Raw genomic sequence first — 11019 nt, forward strand, 5'->3', positions numbered from 1 at the left:
CTGGCAAACAGATCCCGGAAGTGCGCCGTGGTGCTATAGGTGTCGTACAGCCCGAGGTGATCCTGTTCCACCCGCGCCCGGAACTCCTGCACCCGCCGAAGTTCAGCCTGGGTGTCCGCGTTCCCCGCCTTCTGAAAAGGCAGCGGCTTCTCCGCAAAGTACAGTAGGACAGAGCGGCCACTGGCATGGAACTTGTCAATCTCCTCCACAGTGCCAGACTCGGCCACCCCTGTGTCTGTGCCCAGCCGCGACCAGAAGAGGGCCACGAGCACATCTGCCCGGTCGGTGAGCTGCTCGTTCACCACGGCCTGCGCCCGGCCCCGCAGCGCGGGCCGGGTGTGGGTCGTCCAGTGCTTGGGCAGCAGGACGATCTCTTCGGCCTCCGCGTGCTGCAGGTTCCACTCGGCCACCACTTGCCTCGCCACCTCGCGCTCCTCCGTGGTGTCGTTCGGACCGCCGATCATCACGCGCAGCATTCGGACTTCTAGGCCAACTGGCGCAGTGTCGGGTCTGGCCGGGGCGGCTGGCAACTGGCGGGGAGGCATGAGCTGGAGGAGGGTCCCACTTCTGATGGCCTGACCCGCACGGTCCTCGAAGTGAGCAAGGGCCGATCCTGCTGCCTCCCGGGTCAGGCCAGTGGCCAGAGCAATGCCTTCAATCTCCAGCGTGGCACGCAGACCTAATTGGAGAGCTTGATCAACGAGAGAATTGAGCCGGCGCTGCGCGTCCTCCTCGCCTGGTTCCTCACCCAGCAAACGCGTAAGGTCTCCTGCCTGAATGATCAGGGCATCGCTTCGTGACTTTCTCTCAGGTTCATCCGTCATCCATTGCAGAAAGCGTCGGGAACAGAGGAACACTTGCATCGAGCGGTCGATGGGAACGTTGCCCACCCCTTCTTGCGGCTCGGTCATCCAGGTGTGGGGGAAGGCTACGCGCGCACCTGCCATGTCAAGGGGACCGACCTCCGCGTCAGTGGCCTCAATCCAATGGGAGACCGTGTTCTGTGCAAGATTTGCACGCGAATCCATAAACACCAGTTGCACGGCGCGGTCCCGCACAATGGTCACGGGCCCAGCAATGACTTGGCTCATCACTGCGCCTGTCCGTCAAGTCCTTGACGGACCTTGGCCTGCAGCTCTTCGCAGCAGGTATCGAAGTCGAATTCGAGAGTGGCATCATTCGACAGATGGCCGTGGATCTGGTTGAGTGAGGCGAAACGGCCATGGACGGGGCAGTATTGGGATTCAATCAGCTCCCGCACCTGATCTTTGATTTGTGCGTCGGCTCTTTGCTTGAGCTCTCGCATGAATTTTTTTGTGTCCACCAGGACCTCCAGCTCTAGGGTAACCAATCGGCGAAGGAGGACAGGGAACGTCCGCCACAAGCGGGAGTTGAGAGCGAAGTCGTGGGCGAGGGTGCCGGCTGGTGGCCCTGCGTCGGCGCAGCCGTCGCTGGACGGTCGTGGTCAGGTGCGGTCTCGCTGCTGCTGGCCAAGCCGTACGCTGAGCGACATGCTGGGAATGGTGCTGCTCGGGGGCTATCTGCTGCTGGCTGTGGCCGGGCTGCTGAGCCTCACTGCTGCGGTCTCTGTGCTGGTGCTCGCGCCCTGGAAGGGCGGCGCAGCGAAGCGGTCCGCCCTCCTGGCCCGCCTGGGCTTGACAGTGCTCTTCGCCGGTGGGACAGCAGTGTGCCAGGCGTTCATCGTGGCGTTCGGTGAGACGCTGGGCCATATGCCGCCGGTCACGTCGCCCAGCCCGTCGACGCAGTGGTGGTGGACCGCTCAAGGGCTGGCCGGTGGCGGCGTGCTGTTGCTGCTCGGCGCGGGTCTGGTGCGCTGGCGCTGGCGCTGGCGACCACGGACCTGACCCGGCCGCCCCCGGCGCGGCGCTACTCGCAGCCTATTTCAGTTCCTTTTTCTGGTTCGCCAGTCCCTGTGCCAGCGCAACGGCCCGGTTCAGATTGGCCTGACCCACTTGCGCGCTGTAGCCGGCGCTGTCGGTGGTGTGGGGTTTGTCGCGGAGGGACGCGCGGCGGAGGTCGCCGGGTGGGTAATACCGAATCCCAGCTTTGGCACAGGCTTTGTGGAGGGCGGCGCGAAGGTCCCGTTCGAGCTTGTACGGCAAGACAGGGACGTCTGGTGCAAAGACGCCCCCGTGGGCCCTGTGATGCGCCTGGAGTGCCTTCAGGGCCACGTCACTGAGACGGGTGATGGTCTGCGGCCTGAGAATGGCCCCTGTCCCCAGGTCAAACGCAGTCCAGTGGAAGTCGAGGAGTTCCCTGACCTTGAACGCATGTTCGTCAATCAGCACCAAAGCGGTGTGCAGGGCCGTGTCTTTGCGCGTGGTTTTGTGCAGAGCGTCAATCTCTTCGCGACTGATGGCAGGGGCGTCGGCGCGTTCGCCAGGGGGCCGGCGTAGGCCTTCCAACGGACTGCGCTCAAGCACCCCTATCTGCATGGCTTGCTTGTAGATATTGGCGAGGAGCGAGAGGCGTAGGCGGATGGTGTTGGGTTTGGCGGGTGGGCCGATGTGGGTGGGGCGGGCGGCCTCTAACAACCACGCGTGGAAGTCAGGGGGCGGAGCGAGGAAGCTGACTTTGTCTTGGATGGCTTGGGTAAAGATCAGGGTCAGGAGGGTGAAGGCGTTGTTGGGGGGGACAGGGAGCTGGTCTTTCACCAAGGGCAGCAACTCGTCTAATCGGGCTTCTTCGAGGGCGGTGGCGAACTTGGTTTTGTGTTCGTCGTGGTCCATAGGTCAAGCATACGGGATAACGAGTGTTAATAGACACAAGTGAAGTATCTCAACCCCACCCATCTCCCCTTTTTCCCATCCCACACGCTCTTTTCCCTATCTTCCTATTCTACACCCTTCCCTTCTCGATCACCTATCACAGTCTCTGCATGGCTTCCACTCCCGCACTGGCACCAGCTCAAGCTTCTGAAACCACCCAGCACGACCCCACCTGGCTCTGCGGCAAGCCAGGACCACACCACACCCGAACGACCCTCCACGCCCCCACCCGAGATGCCGCCGCCTTCACCTACGCCCGCCGCACGTACCAATCCGCCACCGTCCACCACACCCGTCAAGGCTGGTACGACGTCACCGTCCCTGAATTCGAGTGGGACCACACCCCCTGCACCTTCGTGCAGCACTTCCGCGTCGCACGAGCGCCCACTCAAGCGCGTCGAGGCGTCGACGAGGGCGCGGCCCGGCGCGCCCTCATGGCCCTGCACCCCGCCGGCTGGGCCGTCCCTGAAATCAACATCACCGCGGCCGACGGCTACGCCGGCCGCGCGGACCTGTTCGTGCTCCCAGATCACAGCGGCAGCATCGGGTATGAGATCAAGACCGACAGAGACAGTTTGAGTCGACTCACATCCCAGATCAGGCTGTATGACCATTGCTTTTCACGACGGGTGTTGGCCACCACCCCGAGCCACCTGAAGGCCGCAGGCCAGCTGCTGACCCAGGCCTGGGGCTTGGTTGTGCTGGACCCAGTGACGCACGAGATCCTGGAACAGCACCGTGCCCCGCAGGCCCAAGAGCATGATCTGGCCAGCCAGCTCCTAGTGTTGGAGGAACTACGCGTGGGGGAACTGAATGCGCTGCTGAGGGAGATCGGTGTGACTCGCACGAACAACTCGCTCAATGCCCAGCGCTGGGCACTACTGGAGGCGCACTACGGCATCCCCACGTTGCGCGACCTGTGCTTTCGTACCCTCGCCGCTCGTACAGGCAGGCGCGTGATAGCCAGACGGTTGGCATCATCTTGAGTGGGTGGACTGCATTCAGCAGTCCACCTTCAGCGGAGGGCAAAAGCCACGCTGTCGGCCTGTGTTACCAGCAGGGCTGTCCGCTCTGGACTTCTGCGGCTCAGGAGGTCATGAGCCCGCTCGGCGGCGGGTCGGCCCTGATTCAAGTTCAGTTCTGTGCGTTCTTCATGGGCACTCCAGGCGAGTTTGCCGGGCTGAATCGGCACGATGGTGCTCTTCTGCCCTGGACTGCGACCATCGGGGGCAAAGCGCAACTCGGGCACCAGGTCGACTCGGGCGCGTTGACGCTGGACTTGTGTGATCTGGGCGAGGACACCGTCGAGGAGGAGGCCGAAGTCGGGGAGCCAGAGCCAGACCCATTCTCCGACCTGCCAGCTCTCTCCTCGCAAGAGCCGGGGCGCAAGGCGTGAGTCGATTTCGGATGGCAGGCGACGCTTCCCCGTGGAGGCCACCCGGCGCAGCTGTGTCGTGGGATACGGCTCCGGTAACAACACCCCGCCCCAGGTGACGCGCACGGTCTGCGTCTGCCGCACGGACGACAGGCTGTGGACCCCTTGAACACGGACCAAACCTGGATAGGTCCGGTCCAGGGGTGGGCGGAACACGACCAAATCAGCCGGTTGGAGCATCAGCGGCACGCGCGAGGTCATGAAGCATTGTAGGCACGGCGGGGCGTGACCCTATGCCCGTCATCCTGACGACAGACACCATGGGGATGCCCCTGATCCGGCAGTTCAAGTGGGTGGGGTGAGAGGGCGCGCTCGCTGAGGGGTTGGGACCCAGGCGCACGAGTGCGCCTGGGTCCTGTTTGATCGTTGATGAGGACAGAAAGGCTTGCAAGACGGTGAAGAGCGGGTGACCTTGCAAGGGCAGAGAAATAGGGAGTAAGGTAGGGTGATGAAGTAAGAGAATTAATGTGTAGAACGGGGAAAAGAGTGGATAGATAGGTTAGGGAAAGAGTCTATTAACGTTGGTTATTAAGAGACCCTGGCACTTCTCCAGTGAGCTCAGGACCCACGCCTAGCACCTCGAACAGCCCCACTAGCACCCCCCCAGGCAACGCGTCCCACCGCGCGTTCCGCGGGGGGTGTTCTTCGCGCACGCCATTCAGCAGCCCACGCACCACCACGCCCACCCGGACGTTTCTTCTGGCTTCGCCCCCGCTCGTGCTGACATAGAGGCGGTAGGCCCGGCCGGTGCGGCGGCGCACGGTGGAACGCTGGCCACGCTTGGTCTCCAGGCTCCACCACCCGACACACCACACCTCCGCACGCGTGCGTGCGGAGGCCTTCACCACGAAGTGGAATAGCCGCATCCTCAAGCAGCGGCCACCCGCACCACCTAGTTGGTGGCGCCACCCACGGTGATGAACAGCGCTGAGACTGGTCCATACGTGCCGTTGCTGTTCCGAGCACGCACGTAGAGGGTGTGCTTTCCAGCGCTCAAGCCACTCGCTGAGACTGTCGCTCGCACGGCTTCGCGATTGGTGTTGAAGCTCCCGTCCGTCGCCGTCATAGCACGTGCCGTTCCGCCGGCCCAGGGCGGCGTATCGATGAAGTATTCAGCGCCCGCCACCGTCCTACTGGGCTCGCTGCCGTTGCTAGTGTTGAAGCGGGTGTTGTCCGCACTGGCGCTGAGCGTAAAGCTGCCGCCTGTCGCCACGCTGGCTGGGGCGGTGACGCTGACGCTGTCGGGGCCGCTGCCCAGCTGGTAGGGTGCGCGCGCTACCCGCAGGGCGTACAGCAGGGCCGCCTGGTTCTTGGGCAGAGTGGTGCTCGTGAAGGTGTTGCACGGCTCGAAGAACGCGGTGCCCAGTTCGATAGTGTATGACGCCACCCCCAGTTCGCCATACCCGTAGTCCAGTGTCGTTCCACTGGTAGGATACAAGCCCACCGACTGCTCGGGGGTGTAGCCATTGAAATACGCCAGCTTGCGCCCCAGCGACTGCAGCGCGGCGCCGTTGGGGGCCACGGTCGTCGTGTCGCCCCAAGGCCACAGCACCAACTTCGAATAGCTGTGAATATCCAGATAGACACCCGACGTGTCGGCAGGCGCCGCGTCCGTCCGGTTCGGGCCGCGCCGGTCCGCAAAGGTCGCCTTGATCAGGTTCTGCAACACCTGCGTTTCGGGCTCCGACCCCGCCGAGGACCCCATGTACGTTTCATTGCAAGGATCGGTACTGGAACCTCCACGGTTCCAGGCGTAGGTGAAGTTGCGGTTCAGGTCCACCCCGTACAGCCCATTGCTGCAGCGCTGCGTATCATTCGCATTCTTGCGCCACGACGCGCCAGCTTCAGCCTTCTTGCGGCCATCGGGGTTGCTTTGCAGCACCAGCCAGACTTCCTGGCTGTCCAGCATCCAGGTCACGTCGGCGTCGCGGCCGTAGTTGGCCAGCAGGTACTCGGCAAAACGGGTGGACAGTTCGGCGGGCGTGTATTCCCGCGCGTGGATAGACGCCGTAATCAGCAGCCGGGGCTTGGTCCCACCCGTGCTCTTGTTGGTCAGCTTCAGGACATTCATGTCGTAGCCGCCCCGGCCCTTGGTCTTCAGCCAGGTCGAGCCGATGCTGCTCCAGCTGGCCAGGTTGGGGTACTGCGACACCAGGCTCTGCGCGCTGCTGTACGTTTCCTCGACAGTGCGGTAGCAGGAGTAGCCGCTGATGGACAGGCTGCCCAGGTTTTGGGTCAGCGAGCCGCTGTGACGCTCGGTTTCGGCCTTGTCAATACGGATGGTCCAGTCGCGGCTCAGGCCCGTGACGCGCAAGCGCTCGAAGTCAGCCTGGCCCACGTCCAGCAGCACGAACTTCTCCTCGGCGCTGCCGCCGATCGGCTCAAAGGTCTTGACGATGTCAATCCAGTCGCGCTCGGTCTTAAAGTCAATGCGCGAGACCACGATGGGCTTTTGCTGAAACACGCTGCATTCGTCGGCCGTGGCCACCAGCGAGGTGCCCGGCGTGACCGGCGGGGCGGCTTGGGGCTGAGGGGTTTGGGAACAGGCCCCGATCAGAAGGGAAGAGCAGAGGAGGGTGGTGAACAGACCTTTTTGCATACGTACTCCAGACCACACACAAGGGATCAAGATCGCCTTCTACGAAGGCGATAGAGAGAGCGAGCTGTACACACGGGGCACCGCGCGTACAGCTCACGTCAAGCTGGGATCGTTGTCCAACTTGGGCACACCGTCACCGTCACCTGTGCCCTCGCCGCTGGATTAGCGGGTGTAGAGGAGACGGTTCGGGCTGCCCGCGCCCGCGTTCGTGACCTTGTTGGGGGTCGAGCTGCTGATGATCGCACTCGTCACACTGCTCGTGCCGCTCGCGCCTGCCGCCAGTTCCAGGACGGCGGCACCGGCGACGTGAGGGCTGGCCATACTCGTTCCACTGATGGTGTTCGTCGCCGTGTTGCTCGTGTTCCAGGTACTCGTGATGTCACTGCCGGGGGCAAAAATATCCACGCAAGAGCCGTAGTTCGAGAAGCTGCTGCGGGCGTCCGTCCTGGTCGTGCTGCCGACCGTGATGGCGTTGGCAGCGCTGGCAGGCGAGACATTGCAGGCATTCTGGTTCTCATTGCCGGCGGCCACCACCATCACCAGGTTGCGGCTGGCGGCGCTGTTCACAGCGTCGTTCACGGCCTGACTGTAGCCGCCTCCCAGGCTCATGTTGGCCACGGCTTTGCTGCTGCCCTTGTTGCCCACAGCCCAGTTCACGCCCGCAATTACGCCTGAATTGCTGCCGGAGCCATTACAGGCCAGCACTTTGACCGCCACCAGCGTCACGCCTTTGGCCAGGCCGTACGTGCTGCTGCCGACCGTGCCCGCCACGTGCGTGCCGTGCCCATTACAGTCGCTGTTGTTGCCGTCGCCTGAGGTGTTGGTGCCCCAAATGGCCCGCCCACCAAAATTCGTGTGGCTCGTCCGGATCCCCGTGTCGATGATGTACGCCCGGATCCCGCTGCCGGTGTAGTCGTAGACGTAGCTGCCGTTCAGGGGCAGGTTGCGCTGATCCACGCGGTCCAGGCCCCAGGTGGCGCCGGTCTGGGTGGCGGTGGCGTACATCAGGCCGTCTTGCTCGATGTATTTGACGCGGGGGTCGGCCTGCAGGGTGGCCAGGTTCTGGGCGCTGAGTTTAGCGGCAAAGCCCTGAATCGTCTGGGTGTAGAGGTGCTGAACGGTGACGCCCTGTGGGTCAAGGCCCAGGCTGCTGATCAGGCCGCCAGCGTCCTGAACAGTGAGATTGGCGGCGTCATCTTTGAGGACCACGATGTACTGGCCAGGAATAGCGTCGGGGTTACTGGTGCCCAGCAGGGGCGCGCTTGTTGAGGGCGTCGCGGCCACCGAGTCCACTTGAGGAGGGGTCGTCTGTTGACCACCACAGGCGGCGAGCAGCAGGGTCAGTCCAAGGGCGCCAAGAGCAAAACGTCGATTCATAGAGACCTCCAAAAAGGGTGTGTTGGGAAGATTGGAATCCTGAGGGCCGGAGCAAACGTTGACGGGTGCGGCCGGGCCGCAGAAGGAAGAAAGGGTCAATGCTAAGAGTGAGGGAATGAGATTCACTGGTGACCGCCATCATCCAGCGGTCTCTCGACTGAACGGAGGACGAATGGTGCGCGTCAGTTGCTCGCGTCTGCCACTTGTGCAGTGCCGCCTTGAGGCTGGACGCCGGTGTTGGCGGTAATCCAGGATTGATACTCACTGACGCGGGCGAACGCGGTGGCTCTGCTGCACAGGTTGGCTTGGCCCCAGCTCACGACGCCGAAGACGAAGTATTTGCCGTTGCGGCTGCTGGCGAATGGCCCGCCGCTGTCGCCGTGACAGCCGGTCTGGCCCTGGCTGTTCTTATTGCCACAGATCATGCCATTCGGGATGCTTTGCCCCAGTTGACTCGCGCAGCTGCTGTTGCTGATCACCGGTAGATTGGCTTCCCGCAGGGTGGACGACGTGCTGCCCCGGTTCCCACCGACCGTCATGCCCCAGCCGCTAATGGTCTGGACCGTTCCCACGGCCGCGGCGGTGGCGGCGAACGCTGGCGTCGGCAGGGCAGCGGTATTGACCGTGTTGGTCAAGCTGAACGGCGAGGAGACGCGCAGCACGGCCACATCATAGCCGCGAGTCACATCGGTGTAATTGGGGTGGATGCGGCCACTGGCGACGTTGCGCAGCTGGCCTCCCGAGGTAGCGTACAGGCTGCCGGCCCGCACACTGATGCTGGTGGCTGAAGTGCCGACAACACAGTGTGCCGCAGTCAGGACCCATTGGTCACTGATCAGCGTGCCGCCGCAGAACTGGCGGCCGCCCGACAGCAGGGCCACCTGATAGGGCCGGGCGCCTGCGGCGCTGGGCGTGCCGCCGATGACCTGTGGGTCCAGCGGTATGGCATCGGCGGCCGCCTGCTGATCAGGCGCCGGGGCACTGGTGGGTGAAACGGTGCCGCAGGCACCGAGCAACAAGACGACGGACAGAGCACCGAACACAAAACGTGAACGCATCATGACCTCCCTGAGGGACGTGGAAGTTTGTGGTCTGTTGGAACGAGATTGATTCAACACAATTTCGTCAGGAGGAGATAGGCCGCTAGACAAATTTCGTCTGTTTATACTGGACAAACAGATGTTGGAGGGGCTTGACAGATCAGAAAAGCCGCGTCTCAAAGGGCAAAAAGGGACACTCTTTTCACTGAGATCAAACAAACGCTCGTTTGTTTTGCGTCCTCGCTCAGCAGACGGGGGGGCCAGCAGGGGAGCGGACAACGTGCGAATTCCAGCCACAATGACGTATGACCGTTCAATATCTGAAGATCTGCATTGGGGTCCGCCCATGAGTGCCGAACTTCAGACGGTCATTCAGCGTTACCAGTTATTGGCGCGCCTCACGATCTTGCTGGCCCAGAGTTCAACCCGGCGGGAGCTGCTGGAAACTGTTCACTGGCATGTGGCGCAACTGTTCGTGGCGCCTGTGACGCTCCTGGCCTGCGTCTCGGCGACGGGCGACTGGGACTGCCTTACCATGGAAGGGAACCGCCTGCATTACAAGTCGTTTGGTCGTGAGGCCGACGGGCTGTTAGAGCGCGTGGTGGACGGCACATTGCGGTTGACGGCTGACGTGCAGCAGTATGCCCGAGAGGAGCAGTTCGCCTTGCGCCGTGTGGATGAGGAAAACCAGTTGCCACTAGCCGTCGCATGGATGGGGGTGCCGCTGGAGGTCCATGGCAAATTGCTGGGCGTTCTTTCGATCCAAAGCTATGCGCTGAACACGTTCAATGATCAGGATCTGGAATTTCTGGACCTGTTCAGCCGCCATTTTAGTCTCGCTTTGGAGAATGCGGCGCTGCGGGAGCGCCTGGAGCGGGATGCACGAACGGATGAACTCACCGGGCTGGGCAATCGCCGGAGCTTCACATATGCGGCGCAGCGGTGGTCTCAAGGTGCCCTTCCATGGACGCTGGCGATGATTGATCTTCAGGGGTTCAAGCGCGTCAATGATGAGGAAGGTCACGCCCGAGGCGACCAGTTGCTGCGGCAGGTGGGGCAACTGCTCAGGGCCGCGGTGGACTTTGAGGGGGAAGCTTTTCGGTTGGGCGGAGACGAGTTTGCCTTGCTGCTTCCTGGAAGTGGTCAAGAGAATCTGGCGCGTCTTCAGCAGTTGCGCTCAGCGGTAGAAGGCCTGATGCAGACGGTGTTGGTCCGCTTGAATGTTGGCTTAGCGGAATCATGGGAACAGCCAGTATTGACCGACCTTATGCATCTAGCGGACCAGCGGATGTACCGCGCGAAAGAGGCACAACGGTTTCTGTCTTGACGTTGTTGATGTCACATGTGACTCATTTGCTTTGCACTGCCTTCAAACCCAGCGTGCGCAGGCTCTTCTTGACCGCTAGTAAGGGCATGTCGGGGCAGCCACAACGAGACGTCTGGTCGCAGCTTCCCTGACGGATCCCCAAAAACGGCAGAATCACTCGTCATTGGGCTGAATGCGATTCGTTGGACAGATATCGCGACAAGATCAGCAGCTCAGAGGCCGTCAGCCTCAACTCGATGATTCATGGACTCAAACGCCATGACTGCCTTCATTCTTCAACTTCATCGTCTTCTCGGACGCGGGTCAGAATGACCACGAGCGCTATACCCCCCACACACAAGAGCGTCAGCAACCCATACCCTGCGGGATACACAATGCCCACGTAACTCAACGCCGCTACGTCCGCTGGTGCCGTCCGGATCTCCTCACGCCACGCCAGGAATGACAGCACG

At 62.4% G+C, this 11019-nt stretch carries 12 protein-coding genes; 3 read left to right on the plus strand and 9 right to left on the minus strand.

Going from position 1 to position 11019, the window contains the following annotated elements; translation table 11 throughout:
* Together K7W42_RS22105 and K7W42_RS22110 are read right to left on the minus strand one after the other, a co-directional pair.
* The coding region (locus K7W42_RS22105) for a DUF4062 domain-containing protein (protein ID WP_224577519.1) at positions 1–545 on the minus strand (545 nt) is incomplete at its 3' end.
* 545 nt (positions 546–1090) lie between these two features.
* Entirely contained in the window at positions 1091–1324 is a 234-nt protein-coding gene (locus K7W42_RS22110) for a hypothetical protein (protein ID WP_224577520.1), read from the minus strand.
* A gap of 187 nt (positions 1325–1511) precedes the next feature.
* Between K7W42_RS22110 and K7W42_RS22115 the strand changes: the two genes are divergently transcribed.
* Entirely contained in the window at positions 1512–1865 is a 354-nt protein-coding gene (locus K7W42_RS22115) for a hypothetical protein (RefSeq protein WP_224577521.1), read from the plus strand.
* A gap of 33 nt (positions 1866–1898) precedes the next feature.
* Here K7W42_RS22115 and K7W42_RS22120 read toward each other — a convergent pair whose 3' ends face one another.
* Positions 1899–2750 carry a site-specific integrase gene (locus K7W42_RS22120; protein ID WP_224577522.1) on the minus strand — a complete coding sequence of 284 codons (852 nt, stop codon included), beginning with the start codon at positions 2748–2750 and terminating at the stop codon, positions 1899–1901.
* A gap of 149 nt (positions 2751–2899) precedes the next feature.
* On the opposite strand from K7W42_RS22120, the gene K7W42_RS22125 reads away from it, so the two are divergent.
* The gene (locus tag K7W42_RS22125; protein WP_224577523.1) at positions 2900–3775 is read left to right on the plus strand and encodes a sce7726 family protein; all 876 of its coding nucleotides are present in this window, start codon (positions 2900–2902) and stop codon (positions 3773–3775) included.
* 29 nt (positions 3776–3804) lie between these two features.
* Here K7W42_RS22125 and K7W42_RS22130 read toward each other — a convergent pair whose 3' ends face one another.
* From K7W42_RS22130 to K7W42_RS22150, 5 genes are all read right to left on the minus strand, one after another.
* Entirely contained in the window at positions 3805–4425 is a 621-nt protein-coding gene (locus tag K7W42_RS22130; RefSeq protein WP_224577524.1) for a hypothetical protein, read from the minus strand.
* Positions 4426–4739: 314 nt separating this feature from the next.
* Positions 4740–4985, minus strand: a complete 246-nt coding sequence (locus K7W42_RS22135; RefSeq protein WP_224577525.1) for a hypothetical protein — start codon at positions 4983–4985, stop codon at positions 4740–4742.
* Positions 4986–5116: 131 nt separating this feature from the next.
* Positions 5117–6823, minus strand: a complete 1707-nt coding sequence (locus tag K7W42_RS22140; protein ID WP_224577526.1) for a M14 family zinc carboxypeptidase — start codon at positions 6821–6823, stop codon at positions 5117–5119.
* Positions 6824–6985: 162 nt separating this feature from the next.
* Complete coding sequence (locus K7W42_RS22145; protein ID WP_224577527.1) at positions 6986–8200, minus strand: S8 family peptidase; 1215 nt, start codon at positions 8198–8200, stop codon at positions 6986–6988.
* Between the two features lie 182 nt (positions 8201–8382).
* Complete coding sequence (locus K7W42_RS22150; RefSeq protein ID WP_224577528.1) at positions 8383–9261, minus strand: serine protease; 879 nt, start codon at positions 9259–9261, stop codon at positions 8383–8385.
* Positions 9262–9586: 325 nt separating this feature from the next.
* Between K7W42_RS22150 and K7W42_RS22155 the strand changes: the two genes are divergently transcribed.
* Positions 9587–10567: a GGDEF domain-containing protein gene (locus K7W42_RS22155; protein ID WP_224577529.1), complete on the plus strand. Its 981-nt coding sequence runs from the start codon at positions 9587–9589 to the stop codon at positions 10565–10567.
* Positions 10568–10835: 268 nt separating this feature from the next.
* On the opposite strand, the gene K7W42_RS22160 is transcribed toward K7W42_RS22155, so the two are convergent.
* A partial coding sequence (locus K7W42_RS22160) for a hypothetical protein (protein WP_224577530.1) occupies positions 10836–11019 on the minus strand: 184 nt, incomplete at its 5' end.

Source organism: Deinococcus betulae (genome assembly GCF_020166395.1).
Lineage (GTDB): Bacteria > Deinococcota > Deinococci > Deinococcales > Deinococcaceae > Deinococcus > Deinococcus betulae.

What these genes read in the sequence shown, in the direction of transcription:
- K7W42_RS22120 (WP_224577522.1), bottom strand. Translation starts at nt 2,750, where the DNA reads ATGGACCACGACGAACACAAAACCAAGTTCGCCACCGCCCTCGAAGAA.
- K7W42_RS22125 (WP_224577523.1), top strand. Translation starts at nt 2,900, where the DNA reads ATGGCTTCCACTCCCGCACTGGCACCAGCTCAAGCTTCTGAAACCACC.
- K7W42_RS22155 (WP_224577529.1), top strand. Translation starts at nt 9,587, where the DNA reads ATGAGTGCCGAACTTCAGACGGTCATTCAGCGTTACCAGTTATTGGCG.
- K7W42_RS22130 (WP_224577524.1), bottom strand. Translation starts at nt 4,425, where the DNA reads ATGACCTCGCGCGTGCCGCTGATGCTCCAACCGGCTGATTTGGTCGTG.
- K7W42_RS22145 (WP_224577527.1), bottom strand. Translation starts at nt 8,200, where the DNA reads ATGAATCGACGTTTTGCTCTTGGCGCCCTTGGACTGACCCTGCTGCTC.
- K7W42_RS22140 (WP_224577526.1), bottom strand. Translation starts at nt 6,823, where the DNA reads ATGCAAAAAGGTCTGTTCACCACCCTCCTCTGCTCTTCCCTTCTGATC.
- K7W42_RS22115 (WP_224577521.1), top strand. Translation starts at nt 1,512, where the DNA reads ATGCTGGGAATGGTGCTGCTCGGGGGCTATCTGCTGCTGGCTGTGGCC.
- K7W42_RS22150 (WP_224577528.1), bottom strand. Translation starts at nt 9,261, where the DNA reads ATGATGCGTTCACGTTTTGTGTTCGGTGCTCTGTCCGTCGTCTTGTTG.